Source organism: Bartonella sp. AA89HNZF (genome assembly GCF_042196905.1).
GTDB lineage: Bacteria > Pseudomonadota > Alphaproteobacteria > Rhizobiales > Rhizobiaceae > Bartonella.
Window position 1 is genome coordinate 59,269 of sequence record NZ_JBHIRD010000010.1, and the last position, 21,709, is coordinate 80,977.

21 protein-coding genes, 1 tRNA gene and 1 pseudogene are annotated in these 21,709 nt (G+C 35.1%); 14 read left to right on the forward strand and 9 right to left on the reverse strand.

Features of this window, described 5'->3' with window-relative positions; translation table 11 throughout:
* The first annotated feature begins 484 nt into the window (after nt 1–484).
* From ACFIN0_RS06030 to ACFIN0_RS06050, 5 genes are all read left to right on the forward strand, one after another.
* Nucleotides 485–652, forward strand: coding sequence for a YbfB/YjiJ family MFS transporter (locus tag ACFIN0_RS06030; RefSeq protein ID WP_375607190.1), 168 nt, complete (start codon nt 485–487; stop codon nt 650–652).
* Nucleotides 653–732: 80 nt separating this feature from the next.
* Complete coding sequence (locus ACFIN0_RS06035) at nt 733–882, forward strand: hypothetical protein (protein ID WP_375687624.1); 150 nt, start codon at nt 733–735, stop codon at nt 880–882.
* A 387-nt stretch (nt 883–1,269) separates the two neighbouring features.
* On the forward strand, nt 1,270–1,416 hold the full coding sequence (locus tag ACFIN0_RS06040; protein ID WP_375702128.1) for a hypothetical protein: 147 nt from the start codon (nt 1,270–1,272) through the stop codon (nt 1,414–1,416).
* 1,763 nt (nt 1,417–3,179) lie between these two features.
* Complete coding sequence (locus ACFIN0_RS06045; protein ID WP_375610648.1) at nt 3,180–3,311, forward strand: hypothetical protein; 132 nt, start codon at nt 3,180–3,182, stop codon at nt 3,309–3,311.
* 250 nt (nt 3,312–3,561) lie between these two features.
* Complete coding sequence (locus ACFIN0_RS06050; protein ID WP_375607187.1) at nt 3,562–3,846, forward strand: DUF6990 domain-containing protein; 285 nt, start codon at nt 3,562–3,564, stop codon at nt 3,844–3,846.
* A gap of 529 nt (nt 3,847–4,375) precedes the next feature.
* On the opposite strand, the gene ACFIN0_RS06055 is transcribed toward ACFIN0_RS06050, so the two are convergent.
* Nucleotides 4,376–5,944, reverse strand: a complete 1,569-nt coding sequence (locus ACFIN0_RS06055; protein WP_375607186.1) for a TerC family protein — start codon at nt 5,942–5,944, stop codon at nt 4,376–4,378.
* A 436-nt stretch (nt 5,945–6,380) separates the two neighbouring features.
* Between ACFIN0_RS06055 and ACFIN0_RS06060 the strand changes: the two genes are divergently transcribed.
* Nucleotides 6,381–6,456: transfer RNA gene (locus tag ACFIN0_RS06060), tRNA-Lys, on the forward strand.
* 1,109 nt (nt 6,457–7,565) lie between these two features.
* Here ACFIN0_RS06060 and ACFIN0_RS06065 read toward each other — a convergent pair.
* The 4 genes from ACFIN0_RS06065 to ACFIN0_RS06080 form a co-directional block, all read right to left on the reverse strand.
* Nucleotides 7,566–8,519: a YbhN family protein gene (locus tag ACFIN0_RS06065; RefSeq protein ID WP_375607185.1), complete on the reverse strand. Its 954-nt coding sequence runs from the start codon at nt 8,517–8,519 to the stop codon at nt 7,566–7,568.
* 15 nt (nt 8,520–8,534) lie between these two features.
* Entirely contained in the window at nt 8,535–10,286 is a 1,752-nt protein-coding gene (ybaL, locus tag ACFIN0_RS06070; protein WP_375607184.1) for a YbaL family putative K(+) efflux transporter, read from the reverse strand.
* Nucleotides 10,287–10,385: 99 nt separating this feature from the next.
* Nucleotides 10,386–12,899 (reverse strand): protein translocase subunit SecD, encoded by a 2,514-nt coding sequence (gene secD, locus ACFIN0_RS06075; RefSeq protein ID WP_375702129.1) that lies wholly within the window; start codon nt 12,897–12,899, stop codon nt 10,386–10,388.
* A 91-nt stretch (nt 12,900–12,990) separates the two neighbouring features.
* Nucleotides 12,991–13,368: a hypothetical protein gene (locus tag ACFIN0_RS06080; RefSeq protein ID WP_375607182.1), complete on the reverse strand. Its 378-nt coding sequence runs from the start codon at nt 13,366–13,368 to the stop codon at nt 12,991–12,993.
* Nucleotides 13,369–13,548: 180 nt separating this feature from the next.
* Between ACFIN0_RS06080 and ACFIN0_RS06085 the strand changes: the two genes are divergently transcribed.
* From ACFIN0_RS06085 to ACFIN0_RS06110, 6 genes are all read left to right on the forward strand, one after another.
* Nucleotides 13,549–15,924 (forward strand): mechanosensitive ion channel domain-containing protein, encoded by a 2,376-nt coding sequence (locus ACFIN0_RS06085; RefSeq protein WP_375702130.1) that lies wholly within the window; start codon nt 13,549–13,551, stop codon nt 15,922–15,924.
* Nucleotides 15,918–16,190 carry a hypothetical protein gene (locus ACFIN0_RS06090; protein ID WP_375607180.1) on the forward strand — a complete coding sequence of 91 codons (273 nt, stop codon included), beginning with the start codon at nt 15,918–15,920 and terminating at the stop codon, nt 16,188–16,190. Before ACFIN0_RS06085 ends, ACFIN0_RS06090 begins: the two co-directional genes overlap by 7 nt.
* A gap of 570 nt (nt 16,191–16,760) precedes the next feature.
* Nucleotides 16,761–17,696, forward strand: coding sequence for an outer membrane protein (locus ACFIN0_RS06095; protein WP_375702131.1), 936 nt, complete (start codon nt 16,761–16,763; stop codon nt 17,694–17,696).
* Between the two features lie 696 nt (nt 17,697–18,392).
* The gene (locus ACFIN0_RS06100; RefSeq protein ID WP_375687618.1) at nt 18,393–18,581 is read left to right on the forward strand and encodes a hypothetical protein; all 189 of its coding nucleotides are present in this window, start codon (nt 18,393–18,395) and stop codon (nt 18,579–18,581) included.
* Complete coding sequence (locus tag ACFIN0_RS06105) at nt 18,578–18,925, forward strand: phage integrase central domain-containing protein (RefSeq protein ID WP_375695861.1); 348 nt, start codon at nt 18,578–18,580, stop codon at nt 18,923–18,925. The genes ACFIN0_RS06100 and ACFIN0_RS06105 overlap by 4 nt, the downstream gene beginning before the upstream one ends.
* Nucleotides 18,926–19,060: 135 nt before the next feature.
* On the forward strand, nt 19,061–19,339 hold the full coding sequence (locus ACFIN0_RS06110; protein ID WP_375702132.1) for a hypothetical protein: 279 nt from the start codon (nt 19,061–19,063) through the stop codon (nt 19,337–19,339).
* Between the two features lie 282 nt (nt 19,340–19,621).
* Here ACFIN0_RS06110 and ACFIN0_RS06115 read toward each other — a convergent pair whose 3' ends face one another.
* The 4 genes and pseudogenes from ACFIN0_RS06115 to ACFIN0_RS06130 form a co-directional block, all read right to left on the reverse strand.
* Nucleotides 19,622–19,834 carry a hypothetical protein gene (locus ACFIN0_RS06115; protein ID WP_375607123.1) on the reverse strand — a complete coding sequence of 71 codons (213 nt, stop codon included), beginning with the start codon at nt 19,832–19,834 and terminating at the stop codon, nt 19,622–19,624.
* Entirely contained in the window at nt 19,827–20,030 is a 204-nt protein-coding gene (locus ACFIN0_RS06120) for a hypothetical protein (RefSeq protein ID WP_375686672.1), read from the reverse strand. The genes ACFIN0_RS06115 and ACFIN0_RS06120 overlap by 8 nt, the downstream gene beginning before the upstream one ends.
* Nucleotides 19,963–20,190, reverse strand: coding sequence for a hypothetical protein (locus ACFIN0_RS06125; protein ID WP_375702133.1), 228 nt, complete (start codon nt 20,188–20,190; stop codon nt 19,963–19,965). Before ACFIN0_RS06125 ends, ACFIN0_RS06120 begins: the two co-directional genes overlap by 68 nt.
* Nucleotides 20,187–20,848, reverse strand: a pseudogene (locus ACFIN0_RS06130) (lysozyme). Before ACFIN0_RS06130 ends, ACFIN0_RS06125 begins: the two are co-directional and overlap by 4 nt.
* 143 nt (nt 20,849–20,991) lie before the next feature.
* Between ACFIN0_RS06130 and ACFIN0_RS06135 the strand changes: the two are divergent.
* Together ACFIN0_RS06135 and ACFIN0_RS06140 are read left to right on the forward strand one after the other, a co-directional pair.
* Nucleotides 20,992–21,216: an antitoxin MazE family protein gene (locus tag ACFIN0_RS06135; RefSeq protein WP_375610701.1), complete on the forward strand. Its 225-nt coding sequence runs from the start codon at nt 20,992–20,994 to the stop codon at nt 21,214–21,216.
* The gene (locus ACFIN0_RS06140) at nt 21,216–21,539 is read left to right on the forward strand and encodes a type II toxin-antitoxin system PemK/MazF family toxin (RefSeq protein ID WP_375702134.1); all 324 of its coding nucleotides are present in this window, start codon (nt 21,216–21,218) and stop codon (nt 21,537–21,539) included. The genes ACFIN0_RS06135 and ACFIN0_RS06140 overlap by 1 nt, the downstream gene beginning before the upstream one ends.
* The last annotated feature ends 170 nt before the right edge of the window (nt 21,540–21,709 follow it).

Genomic DNA, 21,709 nt, shown 5'->3' on the forward strand with positions numbered 1-21,709 from the left:
GATTTCCTCTTTATGAAAATGGTCATTTGAGTTGTTCATTAAGTTTTTTAGCGAATAAGTAAATGATTTTAAGAGAAGTAAAATTTTACAGTTGCGTATATAATTTTTTGCTTAGTCATTTTGAACATCGAGATAAAAAAGCAAGATTATCTAAATGTGCTTTCAATTTAACTATAAATATTTATAATATAAAAATACATATTAATTCAATATGTTATTGTACAACTGATCTGGCGATGTTGATAGTAGATCGCTAAATATATTGTTCTGGTCATTAAAATAAATAGCTAAATTTGCTTTTTTTCTATTTTTGGAGTTAAAGGCTGTTATGGTGATATGGAACGCAGATGAGGAATATCACCAGTTAAAGGAGTAATAAGGGGGAAAGACAACCATCAAGGTTTGAATTGTTTCAAAATACTGTATTCGATATGGTTTTGATATGGGTATCTGGTGATTTCTCTATACACCAATATTGCCAGTTATGTTGGATGAGGGATTGTTTAGCTTTAATCAACTTTCTTATATCCCGAACGCTAATTATGGTGGTTATTTAGTTGGGAGTATATTCTTTACGTTTGGCAGTAATTGGGATTATATCTTTTGCTCCTCGCATACTATCTTGTGCAGCTATAGTAATGAGTGCACTTAATTATTTCCATGGCGTTAACACTTAGTCCTTTTGATCCGTTTTGCTGTTGGTGAATGATGGTTTTGGGTTCTATTATGGTCATGCAGCATAGCCATAATGGGCGGATTATTTCTTCGCTTTATGCAGGTGTAGGAGTTGGTATTCTCCTAGGTAATGAATATGTTATTATTAGCTTGAATATGACAACTATATCACAAAAACACCTCCGTTATTTTTTCCATTGCAAATGAAACCGCTCCTGTTAATAAGAAAAAATCATCCCAAAATATGAATTGACCAATCAAATAGATTTCGTGACTGGTCATATATCTTATATCGCATTCGTGCTTTAAACGATTTTGGTGATGTAAAAAAAGCGATCTGGATGCTTTTATTGAAAATGAAAGCAATCTCTCTCATGATGGTAATTGCTGGGTTGCTGATAATGTCTGTGTTGTAAAATCTGGTTGTGTTTATAAAAATATAAGGGGCTATGGCAATGCTGCCATTGGTGGCTATGTGTAATGGCAATACCCTTATATGTGATAAAACCCATGTGTATTTTGGTGTTCATGTTTATGACAATGCTCATCTTTCTTATAACATATGAGTTTATCATTATGCGCGGGTTTATGGGAATGAAAAATTATCCGGTAGTGCACGTATTCATAACACTGCCGCGGTTTATGATCATGCGGTTGTTAGGCAAGGTTTACGGCAATGCTAGCGTGGGGTGTCATACTAAGGTCTACGGTTCTGTTTATGGCAATGCCAAGATCTCCTGATTATATCGTGATTAGAGGTAATGTATATGGCAATGCAAGAATAAAAAGACATAGCGATTTATATTCGGTTCCCATAAATTGTGAGGTTTATGAAAGTGATGATGTTATCAAGATTGATAAACAGAATAAATGACAGACGTGGAGGGTGCTTCTTTGATGGTTATAAACGCATCATAAAAGAAAGCTGTGCCAATTGATATGACGCTGCTTTTAAATAGAGGTACTACAGATCATACAAAAGAAATCAATAATGAATGCATATATACAAAACGTATCATATTGCAAACGCTCTATTCTATTGATTAAAACTGATCAATAGGAACGTAAATGATAGGTATAATATTTAATCACTCATTTGAATTACAGAACCTATAAACACTTTTGTATGGCTATAAAACTTATTAAGAATAACGCTCTCATTTTTGAAGTGGTCATTTGACACAAAGTACATTATCAAAATGTCTCTTTTAAAACGTTTGGTAGGTTCATATTAAGACAATCAAGAGAAAGTGCGTATTAAGTGAATATTTGTAACAAAATCCGTTGTTTACATTTACGAACATTGGTTTTTAAAAGCAGCTTTTCAGAAGACAATAAACAACCGCTTTTTATAAAATCTAAGGCTTTTAAACTGTTATAAAACCTAGGTTTCAAAGGTTTTTATAGAGATATCATTTTATGTCTCTAAACGTTTAAACTTTCATTTAGTGAGGTTCTCATAAGCGTATTTTCACTTTGCATTTAAACGTAACTTCTCTGCAAATAAGCCGGTCCATATTTGGGCTGGCAAAATTAATCAGTTCAAATTCGAGCTCGTTAACTTTAGAATAGAGCAGTCTTTAATATTGTCGCTTTTGACTCAAAATTGAGTAAAACCCCATGCCTTTGTAATATGATTGCAATCCTTTTGAAATTTATCTACTTATCTTTGTCTTAATAAGTATCCTCAAATTTGAGGGGACTTCATTTGGTTTCGTATTTTTAAACTGTAACTTTTAAAACGTTTTTTGCTTGTTTGCCTGCGTTATATCATTAAAAATCTTTTGACTTCTAAGACATAACATTATTAATTTCATTACCTGCTGTGATGATAGTATCTATATAATGTCTGCTTATTATTGACTAACTTTTTAGTAAGCAGCGCTTTAAAATCGACTTGTCTTTAAATCCTTTTATGTGTCCTTAATGAATTAAAACCTATTCTATGATAGTTTCAAATGATTGTTTCTTTTAAAGTTTAGCTCAAAAAAAGAGTAAACCCCATACCATTTTTTAAACGCATGCAATTTATATTATCGATTATTTCAAACAATTACGTTTTTAATAATGCGATTTGTGTGTGATAAAAACGTATCATAAAATTTATGAACTGTTATAAATGATAGCTGCGTTTCACTTCATTTGAATGTTTACATGCGTTATAACATTTGCATCATGATTTGCTTTTTATGGTCTATCCATACATGGTAATTGTTTATGAAAAATGGTTAATTAAATCACGTATAAAAGTGTAGATTTTAAATGGGATTTATATAAAATAATTGCACACAATCTATTGACTTTATTATATTTTTTTATGAATTAAGATTCCATCTCGTTTAGACGATGCAAAAGAAATCACCAAAGACCTTATTGATAAGATTCTTCTCGTACACGGCGTTATCACTTTTGTTTGCAAAAATCTGCTTCGCTTTTGACTTTGATACGGATACAACCTCTTTTGAGGTAGAGCAAAGAACTTTTTAATCATGGAGAGTGCAACAGTGTTCTTCAAAAATCTTGATTGGTCTGTTGAAAAAATTAAAGAGGTAGATAATTATTCCGCACGTTATCAACTACCAGATTGTGAAGTACAAATTCTTTATAATGACGCAATTATCAAAGATTATTCGTAATTTGATGTTGGAGTTTCGATTAGTACTGGTATTTTAGCTGCTGCCTGCATGGTAATTGATCCCTATCAATTACCAGCATTTACAAGATCTACAACTTGATTTTGATAAAAAGAGATTGAGAATTTGTGAAGAAGAAATATATGCAGATTAGTTGGAATTAAGCTTGATTATATCTTGAAATGGGCGATGGAAAAAATAGATCTTCATAAATGCTTTTATTCCAGATATGGAGTACCACTTTGGTGAAAGAGTGAAGTTGGAGGCACATAAGGTTATCAAGGTAGATGATGCAGATTATAGCTTACTTCATATTGGTGCAGTGGCTTTATTGGGTGATGTTGCACCCTTACAATCTTATTATCAAAGTTTCAGTGCAGAGGATCATTTAGGCTTTGATGAAAACACCCAACAGATTCATCTGGAACGTGCATTGGCTTTAGCCAAAGAAGTAGTGAAATCTAAGCAGCTCAGCTACGCTTTAATTAAAAAAGTAGCAAAAAATATGAGTCATCTAGAAGAAAAACAAAGTTCTTAATAAGGGTTTTCCAGAGAGGTGGAGTTTCATTCTTGGAAGGAAAAAAAATAGCTACATTTATCGAAACAAAAGATAAGGAATAGCTCCTTAAGAAATATCAAGAAGATCTAAAAAGATTATAGGAGCCAGAGTCTGTTTTAAAGCTGCCATCATCAGTTGAGTGAATTCAACAATGGTTGAATTTTATCCATTGGCGGAAATCTGATGTTTGAAAGAGGCTTTCTTGATGTGAAGGTAATATCATAATAAAAAATTATTATAAATCAATATGTTGTATATATTCATTGTTTTGAGATTAATGACCATTGACAAATAATTTTGCACCATTTTCTCTCTTCCAGCTTTTCGTCAATCATCAATGAAAATTTTTTATAATGGAAAGTTCATTGATAATATAACTTTTGTATGTCATTATTTCACGCTTTAAAAAATATAAAAATAATGAAATGCAATTGAGTTATCAACTGCTTATTCTTTTCAATTTTTAATCATAAAAAAATCTTTTTATTCATTTTTCTTATAAAAAGAATTAGCTTTTTTCTGGTGATACAAGCGGAGAAATAAGGATTTTAGATATGTTTCTGCGTTCCATTTCAATCACTTTAAAGTGTAAACCGTCAGTTTCAAAACTTTCTCCCTCATTTGGTAAATGACCAAACTGCCAAAGCATAAAGCCTGCCAGAGTCGTATAACGATCTGCTTCATCCACAAGGTTACGCCCAAGATAACCACTTAAACGGCGGATATCAGCGTATCCCTCAACAAGAAGACTGCCATTTTCAAGTTGTTCTGCGATCATGAGTTCTTCATCGTCATCAGGAAAGTCTCCTGCAATAGCTTCAAGAATATCGGTTGGTGTTGCAATTCCTTCAAAAGATCCATGCTCATCAACAATAATTGCAAGCTGAATCGAAGAATGACGTAATTGCTCCATCAATCGTAAAACACTTGTGTTTTCATGAACAACGAGGGGTTCTCGCATAGCTTTTTTCCAATTAATCTTTTTTCCCTCAGCCAAATTCAAAAGAAGATCTTTTGTCAATGCAACGCCAACAAATTCATCCACTTTTTCACGCGCAAGAATTAAGCGGCTATGTTTAAACTTTTGTAATTCTTCACGCATTTCATTTTCATCAGCATTTAAATCTAACCACTCAATCTCATTACGCGGCGACATGATAGAGCGAACAGGGCGATCAGCTAAATCGAGAACACCACGAATCATTTCCTTTTCTTCTGGTCTAAACAACTCAGAAGCTGCGGCCTGTTCAGCAATAACATCTACAGTCTCAGCAAGGTGATTATCTTTGCTTCCTCCTCCTAAGAGCCTCAAAACAGCATCAGCTGTTCTACTGCGTAGATCATTCGTTTTAATCATTTTTTCACGGTTACGACGTCCAATTTGATTAAAAGCTTCGATGAGAACAGAAAAACCAATAGCAGCATACAAATACCCTTTTGGAATATGAAAACCAAATCCTTCAACAATGAGAGTAAAACCAATCATCATCAAAAAACCAAGACAAAGGATTACAATAGTGGGATGACGATTAATAAAACGCATAAGAGCACCAGATCCGCACATCATTACTCCCATAGCAGCTATGACTGCGATATACATAACTGCTGCCTGCTCTTTTGCAATCATACCTGTTGCGGTAATAATACTGTCTAGTGAAAAAACGGCATCCAGCACCACGACTTGGACGATTACTTGCCAAAAAACAGCATAACCAACACCTGTTTTTCTTTCATGTGATACTCCTTCTAACCTTTCATGTAATTCTAGCGTTCCCTTTGCGAGCAAAAAGGCTCCACCACCGATTAAAATAAAGCTATGCCAACTAAATACAAAAGATGAAAGTGAAAGAATTACCCTATCGAGTCTCATAACCCATCCAATAACGGTAAGAAGGAAAAGCCGCATAATTAATGCTAAAGTAAGACCTATAAAGCGTGCGCGGTCACGCAAATGCAGTGGCAATTTTTCAGCTAAAATTGCAATAAAGATAAGGTTATCTATTCCTAAAACAATTTCGAGAAAAACCAGCGTGATCAAACCAAACCACGCATGGGGATCAGTGATCCATTCCATCATTCCTTACCTTTTAGAAGCTTAAAAGCGCGCGATTGACAAAAAAAATTCATAGGCTTTTATTCGTATATTGGATCATGAACATTGAATGTAAAAAACTTATATTCAAAGAAAAAAACAGCACAATATTGCTTGAATGCATGTGATTGTTGATAAAACAAAATGATGCCCCATCCCGCTTACAACCACAAGAAGGTTCCTCTAATTTTCGCTCGGGCATTATGCTCGATAATCCTCTAACTATAGGTTCTGTATAACAATTAGAACATTTATTTATAAAGCTTCTTATAATGGGTTTATTTTTATATAAGATCAAGTGGTGAATATCATATTTTTAACCTTACAGACAATGAGTTTATATAACAAACAACAAAACATCTGGACATCTATCCTTAGGAGCGTTATAGAAACGCTCATTCTCGTCTTTTGAGAAGCTTATGGGTGATTAGCTCAGTCGGTAGAGCAGCTGACTCTTAATCAGCGGGTCGTGGGTTCGATCCCCTCATCACCCACCATTTTATTTTATACCATAAATAACTTATTGATTGGGTAATTTTTTTAAGGTACCAGTTGCTAAATAAAATTGGGCAGTAGGATTTCCCCATATCTGTTTGTTTAAAAAAAGATTGTTGATATAGCTTAGTCATCGGTTTTTGTACTTTTTAGGGGGCTTAAAGAACTTTCAAAGGACATTTAAAGATTTTTTAATGCGTATTGTTTCTTTTTTTTAAGTTGCAATTGGTAAGGAGAAGCTTCTTACCGACAATTGTTTTATTTAAAGGAGTATAGAAATCAACAGTTTTCACTTCTTTTAATATAAATTGATTAAAATTTTTTTGGATTTTTAGCATATTGTTTAAAGAAAGAAGCAACTTTACACTTTAGTTGTGTCAGCAGCGTGGATATTTTTTGATAACTCTCCCGCTTAAACAAAAAACTTCTGTAATAATCATCAGTATTCCAAGAGGGTAAATAAAGATAAAATGAAGTATTTAGCTGGACATACAAGGAATAAAATTATATCAGTTTAATTGTTTAAAGCTAATACCTGTTAAACGAAAGACAATAAACTTTAATGAGGCTTAAAGTTTTAAAATATTAAGCTGTGTGGTTACGCTATGCTGCCTTTCCGTTAGCTAAACCTCTAAAAATATAAATATTAAGAAAGCTACTTAGATTCATTATAATATATTGATTTATAAAGAATTGATTATTCTTTGTTTGAAAAAACTTTACTATCATAAACTTCTTTTGTTTCAATCCCTCTTATAATAAATTAATTAAAATCATTCATTTGTACATCATAAATGGGATTATAAATGGGATTAACGTGTGGATAAAGACTATTGAAGAAAGGCATAAAAATAATTCTTATTAATGTTCTTAAGTGCTAAAAGTTATCATAACATTGGAAAAATAGTATAATGGTGCAGGCTTGATCTTTTATTAAGTATAAAGTTGATGGTGCAACAATAGCTTTACTATTATACCATTTACGGGTATTGTTGTGTAATGGAGAAGAGCGTTGAGAGAGGTTTCTTAAAAAAGATATGTAAACTGGCAACACGATGGTGTTTTGTTCTTTTATAGGTACACAAAAAAGAAGTCATTGATAGCCTTTTATTTATTCCGGTGGTGTTTTGGGGGCTCTTTTCCAATATTGTCGCGCCTCAAAAATGACGACCACAAATAATGAAAGGATGAGTGGTATAATCAAATAAAACATTCTAAAGACAATAAGCGCTGCAATAACATCGGTTGGATTTATATTGGGCATGCCTGTTATGAAGAGAGCTTCAAGAACTCCTACTCCTCCTGCTGGAGCATTAGAGAGAAGAGTTATCGTAAAAGATGCTAGAAAAACACCAAGAACAGAGATAAAATGAATATCTGCGTTATGTGGGAGAACAGCATATATAATTCCTGCTGCTCCTAAAAGCTCTAGAGGGCTAATGAGAAGCTGTTGAATAACAATTTTCAGCCGTGGATAGGAAAGTTGAATTTTCTTACCCAAGCGTAAGGGTTTTAACTGAAGCCAGCTGCCAAACGTATAAAGTGCTATACAGCTGAGTAAAATTGCTCCAGCCGTTGTTCCGAGCCATTCAGGAAGTTCTTTATGAATGAGGGTGATAATTTCGGGTTGCAGCACCAAAACGATTCCCAAAAGCAAGATTGTGCCGATTACAAAAGTAAAAGAGCAAAAACCTACTAATATTGCGATTTCTGTTCCGTTTAATCCTTTCATTTTATAGGCGCGATAGCGTACAACGGCACCAGAAAAAACTGAAGCACCGATATTGTGTGAAAGAGCGTAGGTTGTAAATGAACATATAGCGATAAAAATCCAAGAAATTTTATGGCCTAGATGTTGCAAGGCAATTCGATCATATCCAGCAAGAGCAGCATAAGCTAGGAGAGAACATAAACAGGCTAATAACCAGTGCTGTGCATTTAAATTGTTCAAACGCTCCAATACATCTCCAAATGAAATGGCAGAGAGCTTCATGTAAAGAATTCGAATAGATACCAGCATTGCTAAGATACCAATCAATGGCCATATAAATTGCTTTATTTTCACGATTCTGTATCCATTTTATGTTTTCTGTAAATTTTCATGATTGAGCATATTCCTTACAGATCTTCGTTCTGTTATATACTCTATAATGCCATTGGCAATTTCTTCATCATCTGTTACTACAACATCAGCACCTAAATCAATGAGATATGTTGTTTCTGTATCGGATAATGCATGTGTGATTATCTGGATATCTTTCTTCATATCACGGATATTCACGATACATTCTCCTACTTCAATGGTACTTCGCATTGTAATAACAACTTTATGTGCATTATTTATATTTGCTGCGTTTATTATTTCTTGTTGAATGATATTGCCACAAATAGCCTCAAAGCCATCTGCAATCGCTTTATCAGAGAGGCGTTTTGATTCTTCTACGATCACTATAGGTTCACCTCTATTCATTAAAGATAATGCAACATACTTACCGATACGACCATAGCCAATAATTACGATATGGTTATTTTTTAAGGTCATCGGTAAAAAATCTTGGTCAGGATCTTGTGGATCAATATCAATAATTGTTTGGGTATTTTGTGAGGATACAGAATTTTTTTCTAGACGTTTTTTAATTTTATTACAGGCAATGAAAACAAGAGGGTTGAGCAAAATAGAAAAAATTGCTCCTCCAAGAATTAAATCATGAGCGTCATTGTTTAAAAGTCCTAAGCTTAAACTTAAACCAGCAAGGATAAAGGAAAATTCTCCGATTTGGGCAAGGCTTGCAGAAATAGTCAAAGCTGTTGCATTAGAATAGCGAAAAGCCTTAACGATGAAAAAGGTAACAGCAGATTTTCCGATTACGATAATGAATAAGGTTGCTAAGAGTGGGAAAAAATGAGTCAAGAGTTTCTCTGGGTCAAATAACATACCTACAGAAACAAAAAAGAGAACAGAAAAAGCATCGCGCAGTGGTAAAGATTCTTCCGCAGCACGGTGGCTTAATTCTGATTCGCTCATGACCATACCAGCAAAAAAAGCACCAAGAGAAAGAGAAACTCCAAATAAATGAGCGGCTCCGAAAGCTACTCCTAATGCAATAGCAAAGACGCTAAGACGAAATAATTCACGTGATCCCGATTGTGCGCTCATTTTTAAAAGCCATGGGATAACGCGTCGCCCAATGACAAGCATAAGTGCGATAAATACAATCACTTTCAGGATGGTGAGACCAAAAATACCCCAAATACTTAAATCTAACCATTGAACAAGAGGATCCAACGCTTCTTTTTTTGTATTGCTGAGGGCACTTGCCAAGGAAGGGATGAGGACAAGTATAAGGACCATTGCTAAATCCTCAATAATCAACCATCCAACGGCAATGCGTCCTTTTTCTGTTTCAATAAGATGACGCTCTTGCAAAGCACGTAGCAGGATAACGGTACTTGCTATGGATAAAGCAAGACCGAAGATCAAACTACCACTAAAGCCCCATCCCATAATCAGACCAAGGCACAAACCTAGAAAAGTAGAAAATGCCATTTGTGCAATAGCAGCGGGGACAGCAATAGCTTTGACAGATAAAAGGTCTTTTAATGAAAAGTGGAGCCCAACACCAAACATCAACAAAATAATACCAATTTCAGCAAGTTGATTAATGATGACGGAATCTATTTTAAATCCGCCTGTATTGGGTCCCACAATAACACCAGCTAACAAATAGCCTACAAGGGGTGAAATACGTAAACGGCTAGCAATCATTCCCAAGAGAAATGCTAAACATAAGCCTGCAACAATAGTTGTGATAAGTGGTGTGTCGTGGAGCATGGATTATTTACTACTCTTGATCAAAAAGCGAATGAATGAAAACGACTATATTTCTATGAGAAGAGAGGCGAGATGTACCATACGCATTAAAGGGCATTTTTATTTCACTTTGATATTTGCACGATTATTTCGCTCACGCCACCAATTTCCTAGCAGGAGCAAAATAGGAGCAGCAATAAAGATAGAGGATGATGTTGCAATAATAATCCCAAAGACCATGGGTAATGCAAAATTATGAACAGCACTTCCACCCCATATCGCCATGGGGAGCATCGCAAGAATTGTTGTGGCTGATGTAAAAAAACAACGTACAAGAACCTGATTAATTGACAGATCAATCAGCTCACGCAACGGCATTTTTTTAAAAAGACGCATATTTTCGCGCATCCTATCATAGACGACAACTTTATCATTTATAGAATATCCAACAATTGTTAAGAGCGCAGCAATGGCTGTTAAATTAAAATCAAATTGAAATAAAGCAAAAAAGCCAATCATTTTTGTGGTGTCTAGAATGAGTGTGACAATGGCTCCAATGGCAAAGAACCACTCAAAGCGTAACCATATATAGAGAGACATGGCAATAGCCGCAAGAATAACAGCAGTAAAAGCAGCTGTGGCAAGCTCGCCTGAAATTTTTGGACCAACAACTTCTATTTGATCGAATGTGGTATCGGGATAGATATTTTGTACAGCTGTTTTGACCTTATCAATGGCGGTGGTTTGTTGTGCTTCGCTACCGCTTTGTTTCTGCATGCGAATTAATACGGTATTTTCGTTATCAATATTTTGCAAGGTAACTTCACCAATATTAAGAGTAGAAAGCTTGGAACGCAGGGTTGCTAGATCTGCTGGTCCTTTCGTGGTAATACTCATTTGGCTGCCGCCAATGAAATCAATTCCGAAATTTAAGCCAGGCTTAAAAAAGAGAAAAACTGAAGCTATTGATAAAACAATTGAGACGCCAATACCAATGAAACGTGCTTTCATAAAGTGGAAAGTTGTGTTTTGTGGCATGATGTTGAAAGCAGAATGAATATGCAGTTTTTTAATTTTCCATTTACGAACGATCCAAATCATGATGATGCGCACAATGGTGATATTTGTAAACATGGAGATGATAATACCAAGCAACATTGTTACAGCAAAACCACGAACTGGGCCTGTGCCAAACCAAAATAGTAAAACAGTGGCTATAATGGCTGTAACATTTGCATCAACAATGGTTGCAAAAGCTTGTTTAAATCCACGATCTAGAGCTGCAAAAGCACTCACGCCTTTTCGACTTTCTTCGCGAATACGTTCATTGATGAGAATATTGGCATCAACGGCTATACCGATGCCTAAGATAATACCAGCAATACCGGGCAGCGTAAGCGTAGCTCCAAGGAGACTTAGTGCAGCAAATGTTAAAATCGTATGGAGGGCTAGTGCTATATTCGCAATGAGTCCCCAAATGCGGTAGAGAAGAAAAATAAAAATTGCAACGAGAATAAAGCCAATTATGCCGGTATAAAGCCCCATTTGGATGGCATCAGCGCCAAGATTTGGACCTACGGTTCTTTCTTCAATGACGGTGAGTGGTGCGGGGAGGGAACCAGCGCGGAGCAGAGCAGCCAGAGTTGAGGCTTCTTTGGGGTCAAAGTTTCCTGTAATTTGACCTTGTCCATTGGGAATAACACTATTGATGGTAGGAGCGGTTAAAACCTTATTATCAAGAACAATGGCAAAAGGACGGTTAATATTTTGTCGTGTTATATCGGCAAATATTTTTGCACCAGCCGAATCTAGAGTAAATGAAATCATAGAACGTCCTGGCAATTGTGGATCAAAACCAGCACGGGCATCTTTCAGGACATTTCCATCTAAAGCAATTTGATCATAAATTGCATAGCGTTGCGTTTCATCAGTATATCCAGGAAGAATTGAAACACCTATCGGTGGATTATTGGGATCCACATTAGAAGGAACAAGATGAAAACTCATTTTGGCAGTTGTTCCTAAAAGATCACGCAGTTGTTTTGGATCTTGTAGTCCAGGCAATTGGACCATAATACGGTCATTTCCGACCTTTTGGATGGCTGGTTCTGAAACACCAACTTGATCTATACGGCGCCGGATGATTTCTAAGCTTTGTTCAATAGCATTGCTTATACGGTCTTTTATACCAGCTTCTGTTAATGTGACGCGGAGAGTTTCATTTTGAGTACTGATCGTGATGTTATGTTCTGTTGTGCCAAAGCTACTGTGTATGGGGGTTATTAATGTTTTCAAAGCAGAGAGTGCTTTTTCAGTTTGCGATGGGTCAGAAATAAGGGCAATAACGCTATCTTCAACGATACGCACACTTGAGGTGCGGATTTGTTTTTCACGCAATACATTGCGCACATTGCTTAAAACGATGTGTAATTGATCGCGTTTTAACGTTTTGCTATCAACCTCGAGCAGAAGAGAAGAGCCTCCTTGAAGATCAAGACCAAGTGCCACACGGGTATTGGGTAAAAATTTCGAGTTGTTAACTTGTTCGTGTGAAAATAAATTGGGTAAGGCAACATAAATGCTGCTTAAAAGAATAAAACAATAAAGGGTAGTTAACCAACCAGGTGTACGCATGATATATTCCGTAAATAGGCAATCTAACAGTTATTCAAAGTTAAAAGCACAATTAAAATAAGATGATCGTTTTTATATTCAAGGAAGAGAATTAAGTGTGTTCATTGGGAGGAGCGCGTTTATTTGAGAAATATTGTGTTTTAACGTTACGAAATCGTGTGTCAACAGCTGGAATCTTTATTAAAAAGAAATCCAATGTTAGGATTTTTTGAAAGGTCCTGATAAAAATAGATTCTGTATGGAGTGTTACAAGTTTTTTGTTTTCAGTTGTGGTAACATTCACCTGATCACACTTATGATGTAAATCAAATCTATTCGTTTTAATGACATTATTGGTGTGCGATTGTTTGATTAAATAAGCACGCGTTTCTAGGTTGTTCGTCAAGAATACACCTAAACTGGATAGAAAAATCCAGGTTGTCAAAGGAAAAAAATCTTCTTTTTTGCAATAAAGGTGCAAAAAAAACATGCTAGAGTGCCTTCTTTAATCTTATTGAGTTCAGCTTATTTATCATTCTTTTATCTTATTATCAGTATTATAGGATAAGGGAAAGCTTTTATAAGATTATTCTATAAAAGTTGAAAATATCTACTTTATACCATATTTAAAAAAGAAAAATAAAATCCCTTTTGTATTAATAAGGTAGATATGTATTCATTTTGTAGAAAAAGCATCCTCATACTTTTCCTTCTTTTGGGGATTATCTTTGTATTTAATTCTGGTGCATGGGGGAATAGGGGGGCACAAAATACAATTGTCGAACAAACGATAGCTTCTTATTCAGTTGATGAAATTATTAAACAACAACAGTTGATTATTGAGACTCTTGAAGAAAATACTGAAACTTTAAAAAGAGATTTTGACAGAAAGCCAGAAGATGAGCGTGCTTTAGAAGAATTACGGTTACGTGCACAAGATATCAGTGAACGTGCTATTGAGGCAGCATTTGTTTTGCGTCCTCCTCTTAATGAGATTAATACACTTCTTGATCAATTAATGGAGCTCCATCGTGACATAAAAAAACTGAAAAGCTCAGTGAAGGAATATTCCTATTTGATAGAGCAAAAAGCTAAAATTAACAGTATCATGCTTCGTTTTGAAGCAATTTTCTTAGCGGCAAATAGAATAGCGGAACTTTCTATTTCTCAATCTCGGGAGCTTTTTAAACGCACGCTTACGTATAGGCTTGAGTTTTCGATTCCGATGGTTAAACATCTCGCCCAAAAAACAAAAGAGGCTTCATCAGATTTTCTTGTTTTGTTAAATTCTTGGTGGAATTTTATATTTTACTTCAAGTTTTTACAACTAGTTCTTTGCTTTTTAATTCCACTTTTTATTACTTTAGGACTTTCGTATTTTTCTCAAAAAGTTCTTGTTCATGTGTATTGCCACTTTACGAAGTCTAATGAGGAAATATCTTATTTACAACGCTTATTGATCGCCTTTATTTCAGTTCTTTTACCTTCACTTATCTGTATTCTTTGCGTTTACCTTGTGTTGTTTTTGTTTCGTAGTTTTAACTTAGATCCAGGTAAGCTTACAACAGTTTTTGATATGATAGGTTGTCAAATTATTTTATTATTTTTAATCAATCGATTAGCTGTTGTTCTTCTATCATCGAATCGGCCCCATGTGCGTCTTCTCAGTATTGCACCATCGTCTGCTTATCAATTAGTGATTTTACTCACTTCTTTAGGGGGTATTTTGGCATTTGACGCTGTTCTTGATAGTATTTATCAAATCATTTCAGCGCCTCTATCTTTGACAATTGCTAAAAGTTTTATTGCTGTTTTTCTTGTAGCGATTTTGCTATTTATAATATCATTTGTACCTTTGCGGTTTAGACCTAGGCGTGTTCAAGAAGAAAAAAAAGAGCCATACTTTTGGCCATTTTATATACGCATTCCTCTTATTGGCTTGGGGTTACTGCTCTTTGTATTGAATTTTTTAGGTTATGTTGGACTTGCGCGTTTTATTACGCAGCAAATTATGATTGATGGAGCATTTTTAGTTCTCATGTATTTAGGAATACAAAGTGCTCAAGCACTTGGAACTAAAGACCAATTTATGAAAACAACGGTTGGTCATCTTTTGATGCAGAGGTTTCATTTAGAAGAAAAAACAATGAATCAATTGGGAATTTTTGTGAGCGTTTTTCTCAATTTATTTGTTGTTATATTTTGTGCAATGCCCATTGCTGTACAGTTTGGATTTTCCTATTCTGATTTAAAAGCAGTTTTGTGGCAATCGGTGACCGGTTTTCAGATTGGAAATATTAGTCTTTCTTTGATTTCTCTTGTAACAGGAATTATTTCTTTTTGTGTTTGCTGGTTTCTTATTCGAAGATTTATTGGTTGGTTAGATAATGTGGTGTTGGTTCATGGAGAGTTCGATTCTGGTATACGTAATTCTATCAAAACAGTGATAAGTTATGGAGGTGTTGTTGTATCTGCTTTGACCGGATTATCAATGGCAGGTTTGGATCTTAGAAATTTCGCTCTTATTGCTGGAGGACTTTCACTTGGTATAGGTTTTGGTTTACAGAATATTGTCCAAAACTTTGTCTCTGGACTTATTATTTTAGTTGGAAGACCATTTAAAATAGGAGACTATATAGAATCTGGATCAGTAGGGGGCGTTGTTAAGCGTATTAGTGTGCGTGCAACGGAACTTGAGACCATTCAGCGTAAGACGATTATTATTCCCAATTCAAGCCTTATTAATAACAACGTTAGTAATTGGACACGACGTAATAAAGTAGGACGAATTGATGTACCAGTTACTGTATCATCTAAGGTTGCTCCAGAGCATGTTGCTGAAATTTTATTAGAGATTGCTTCTACGACAGAAGGCGTTTTAAAAAATCCTATCCCACAGGTGAGTTTTACAGCATTTGATCGTAAGAGTTTTTCCTTTAATTTGGCTATTTATGTGCCTAATATTACCTCATCTTCTCATGTAACCAATGCTCTTCGATTTAGCCTATATAAGCGTTTTGCTGAGGAAGGAATCTTAGAATGCTGAAATATACTTATATTTTTACTACAGTTATTCTATTAAGTATTTTTACCATAACAGCTTTTGCTGCAACAGTGAAAAATACTGATTTAAAGATACACTCTCTCATTATTGTTGAAGGAAGTGTACCTTTAAAAATTTCTTTAAATACGCATCAAACAATTACAATTTGTATGAAAGGATGTTTTATAACTTTTCCTAATAAAGACCGTTTTGCAATAAAAGCAGATGATAATATAGAAATCAGTAGGGGAAGAGCAATTTTTAAATAAAGTGATTGAGGACTTTTTTGAGATAATCTCTAGAAAGATAACGATATTGCGCCTGTTAATAATCTCATACTTTAAAAGTAGTAGTATGATTTCAGTGTAAGATAGATGTAGTTTTTTATATACATAGAATCTACTTATATGTAAGCATATAGAGGTATTTTTATACTATTTTATATTTATAATATTTTTAATTAAATATCAATGTGCTAACAATAATTACATCATTTCAGAATTTTTTCATGAAAAAATGCTTTGAAATATTCTATTTTATGATTTTTTATGCGGTAATTTGGATAAAAAATGTGTTATATTTTCTCATTTTTAAAAATATAATAGACATTTTTATTAAAGATTTGTCATTTAAAGTATTCATTATTATACTATTTTAATAGTTATTAAAATTTATTTGATAAAATTCAATTTTGATGTAATGATGTATTTAGTAGTGGTATATTTAAATGTAAATGTAAAGGAGTGCATGCGGTTTTTTTGGTATAAAATTTTATAAAACTTTGTTTTTCTAAATGTGATTTTTAATTATATTTAAATTTAGCAATGGGGTATAATTTTATGAATACAAAATTTATAACAGCATCTGTTTTTTCTTTGGTTTCATCTTCTATAGTACAGGCTGCAGATGTCGTAGTTCCTGAAGAGTCTGTACATGTTGCTTCAGAAGTTGCTTCTTCTTCACTTTTTTCTTGGTCAGGTTTTTATTTTGGGGGGCAAGTTGGAGGCTTTTCAAGTAAAATTTCTGCAAAAACGCCTTATGTTGATATTCCTCTCTATCCTGATGAGGAGAGTAAAAGTAAATCATGGATACCCATCGAGAAACAGCATATGCCCGATCTTTCTGGGTTTATAGGTGGTTTTTATGCGGGTGTTAATTTTGATCTCGGTAATAATTTTATTATGGGGATTGATACGGATATCATTTTAACGGAAAAAAAAGACACAAAAACAAGATTTCATGCAGATGAATCGAGTGCTGGTGGTTCGAGTCCTGAAGGAACTGATACTGGTACTGGAACTGATGCTGGTACTGAAGAAAATGGTAAAAAGAAAGAAAGTTATAAAAGGGCACAGTTTGACAAAGGGCGGGGGCCTAGCTTTTCTCGCTCTGGTACAGAGACTACAGAAGAAAAGAATAGCTTAACTTTTAATCATACTTTTAAACAAAAATGGACTGGAGCCACAAGGGTGCGTGTTGGGTTTTCTGCTCATCGTGTGATGCCTTATATTGCTGGTGGTGTCGCTTATGGACAATTTCAAGATGTTTTGTCGACAGTCATTACGGGATCTGAGCTTTTTAACAGGACATCGGATGCTACAAAAATGATGATTGGTTACACTCTGGGTGGTGGTGTTGATTTTGCAATGACAGATAATCTTGTTTTACGTGCGGAATATCGTTACTCAGATTTTGGTAAAAAGAAATTTAAAGACGAGATTGAAGTTAAGTATAAGACGAATGATTTTCGCGCAGGAATAGCTTACAAATTCTAGTTTTATAGGATAAAGGAGCTTAAATTTAAAAGGTCCTATCTCTTTGATAGGGTCTTTATTTTTTTAAATTGTATGCATTGTAAACACTATTTTATGGTGAAAAAAGGGAGCATTGACTTTAAGTGAGGATGAGGAGGTAAGGAAGAGTTACTCAGATTCTTAACTGTTAAGAATAAAAAATTTTTAGTTTACGAGGTGTGGTTGAAACATTTGTTAGCCAAGAAGGATTGCTTCGTCTTTCATATTATTACAGTTATCATATTCATAGTATCGTTATAGAATTGCAAACAGTAAACTTAAAGAGAGTTTTTACTATCTAAGTAATGAGAAAATAAAGAAAATTCATATAGAGTGATGTGGACGGCGTGCACGTTTGTGCACCAATTTTTTTTCCTTAGAATTCTCTATAATATCACCTGATAGCGCAGTTTATCTTTTTTCTATTTAATAATTAATTGTTTTTATTTTTTTATTAAATTGCTTTTTATATATAATCTTGGCACCAGATGAAAGTGCTCCAAGCGCAATTCAAAAGGTGGTTTGCAGAATAAAAACACGTGATAGACTGTCTGTCTTATCTGTAAAAATCTATCTAAAGGCAAATATGCTGACAGAGCTGGTTTATGGCTTATCAAAACTACACCAGATCAAGGATGATGGGTTTTTAGGTTTGACCTCAATAAAAGACGATGAGAAATGGGATTAGGCTCTTGTCGCAATGTATCTTTAAAAGAAGCACTGTTCAAAGCTTTAGCTTGTCGTGATCTTTTAGATCAAAGAATTGATCCAATTCGGCGAAAAAAAAAGAAAATTTGCGTCGGGCAGGTGGGTATTTCTTTACGAGAAAATGCCTCTAGTACTTTTGAAGCGAAAAAAACGAATTGAAAAATCAAGGAAAAGCAGCAAGCTGGTTAACACCTCTTGAGTTACATGTTTTTCTTAAACTTGGTGATACGCTAATCATTGAACTGACGCAAATTGATATAAAAGGATGCATTTCTCCCATTTGGAAGACAAAAAACGAAACAGCAAGTAAAGCTCTATCCCGCTTGAATATAGCTATAAAACATGCGGCCGCACTTGGTATAGATGTGGATATGCAATTGATACCAAAAGCAAAAGCTTTATTAGGAAAGTTATTCAAAATACCCAAAATATTCCAGCAATGCTATGGAAAGAAATGTCTAAGTTTTTTCAATCTTAAAATGATGAGCTTGTATCACATCTAGCCTTAAAAATTCTTATTTTGACGGTTTTTTGTTTTATGCCAATCAGGCATATTCGATCAGAAGAGATTTATGGACCAATATGGATTATCCTAAAAGAAAATATGAAGAGAATTGTTGGAAAGGTTTCTGATTTTCATGTCCCGCTTACAGCTGAAGCGCTTGTTATTATTGAAAAAGCAAAAAAATGGTTTTTTATTTGTTGAGAGTTTTGGAAAGCCTATATCTGATGTAGCATTTTCTAAATTTATGAAAGACAAAGGTTTTAATTATAGACTTCATGGTTTCAGATCGATTCTGCGGGACTGTATAGCAGAGACAACGTCAACACCATTTGAAGTTGCAGAATCTGTTCTTGCGTATTCAGTTGGGAATTCTGTGACAAAGGCTTACATGCGGACGGATTTTTTAGAATAGCGCCGTGTCCTCTTAGAACAATGGGCGTCTTTTATATCTGGAGGGGCTTGATAATTGTTATGTCTATTGTCGCGTCAGATGTCTAAGAAACACTTAAGCGATTAGCGGATAGATTACGATATAATCTCTCTTTCCTTGCTTAAAAAGCGGGGAGGGGGTAAAGCTTTCAGTTTTTGGTTAGCCACTGTTTTATAATGTGCAATGACATTATCTATCACCTCCATGAGACGAGCAAAATTAAGAAATCATTTTCTAAAGAATTTCGCGCGTCTCAGAGTATGTTTAGAGTCGGATATTTGGTTTTTGTGTAAAAATACTTACCAATGCGTCCATAATACGTGAAAAATCAAGTGCTAATAAGAGTATAATGAGTACAATCCATTTCGTATAACGTGACATCACTTTTATACTTTTGTAGGTCATGATAATTTCTTGAAGTATTTCTTTTTCTCCTTCTGTAAGTTCTATATCGTCTTGTGTTCTTTTCCTAGCCATGTTTCCACCCACACACACGTTCGCCCTGCTTGTTATGCTTTAAGATCTCTCTTGCTAAATTGGAACTGATGACGTTGACATCTTGCCTCTCTAAATAAATTGGCAACCAACCAACACAAGAGATATACTTATTTGTCGCGCAACCAATCAGAGAGAGCAGCACGCACATCAGCATCACTTTTTTGATTAACTTCACTTTCCACCTCCAGACGTGTTGTTGCTGCCTTTAAGGTTTTTTCTGTTTGCTTTTGCCGTTCTGCCTTTTTTCCGAGGGTAAAAGCTTTTGCCAAAGCCATAAAAAAAGCGGCTAGAGCCGCGCCTGTTAACAGCAGATTTCTTTTCATCCATAAGATCATAGGCGGTGTTCCTGAAAACGTTTAGCAACAAAGAAAATGCCAGCACATGCAGCTAAAACCATGATAGTGGCGAGCGCCCATTGCACTGGACCATTGCCGGCTAATAAGCCACCAAGCCCAGAAAAAGAACCAACGACTGGTGCAAGGGCTTCTGCTTTGAAAACACCCGTTAGTGCTTGCGTTTCTACTGTTTGATAATTGGAGGAAACATAAGCCCCTTTTGCCCATAAGCTTGTTTCTGCCGCGCGCTGGTGTGCGAGACCTTCAAGACGCTTACCGCCTGCTTTGGTCCATTTCTGTAATTCGGTTGGGATTGCTTCATAATCGCCATTATTGAGTTTTTTAATAGGGTCGAATTGCAAAAAGCTGTTGTTCCTACATTATAGCAAAAGGAGACTAATGCCGCGAATTGTTCATCGGTTAAAGAAACTTGAACGGCTTGTTCAACGGCATTTTCAAATTGTCTTAAGTCTTGGCAAAGAAGTTCTTCTGCGTGTTTTTCAGTGATTGCCATACCTTTATGAACAAAAGGTTTTCCAGCATTGTTTGTTTGTCCATAACCAATGGTCCACACTCCAATGGCATCTTTATAGGCATTGAGACGTAAACCTTCCCATTGTTTAATCAGTGCTAACCCTTCTGGTGATATTGTTCTCATGTATTGCTCCTATAAAAAAGCCCCACAAAAGGTGGGGCAGATTGATAGATTAAAATTGTAATTATTGCGTTTTATTAAAAGTAGTGTTTCATGTAACTTTTTTCTATGTTATACGTTACATGAAACATAATGGAGATTTTGTTATGGCTACAATGCACGTCAATGAACGCGTTCAAAAACATCGCAACGCACAAAGAAAAGCAGGTTTGCGTTTAATGCAAATTTGGGTACCAGATACTCGCCAACCGAACTTTGCAGAAGAGTGCCGACGCCAATGTCGCTTAGTCGCAAAAATGGATAAAGCAGATACATCTATGCAGTTGTTGATGGATCAATCTTTAATGGATGTTGATGGCTGGACAGAATAATGCGTAGATCTCTCGTCACAATAGCTATGCAAGGCGATTTTGGTAAACCAAGACCTGCGTTAATCATTCAAGCCAATCAATTCAGTGAACATACCAGCATGACGGTTTTACCAATTACAAGTACACTTGTTGATGCGCCATTACTCCGCATTACGATTCAGCCAAACGCTAAAAATGGTTTGCAAAAACCTTCGCAAGTAATGATTGATAAGATTATGACGGTAAGATGTGACAAAATGAGTTCCATTTTTGGCTCTCTTCAAGCAAAGGAAATGCTGGAGATTGAACGTTGTTTAGCTGTATTTTTAGGAATAGTAAAATAAAAATAGTATTTCTTTTTATCATCATCAAATAGCTTTGTTTATCTATCTTCCTCATCCATATGGATAACGCCTTCGCCTTCGTCGTATGCATTGGGTGGGGCGTTTGGGTCAAGGGTATCATCTTTGTCTGGTGTGGTGTTTGCAACGTTTCCAGCTGTGTTTTCTTGGGC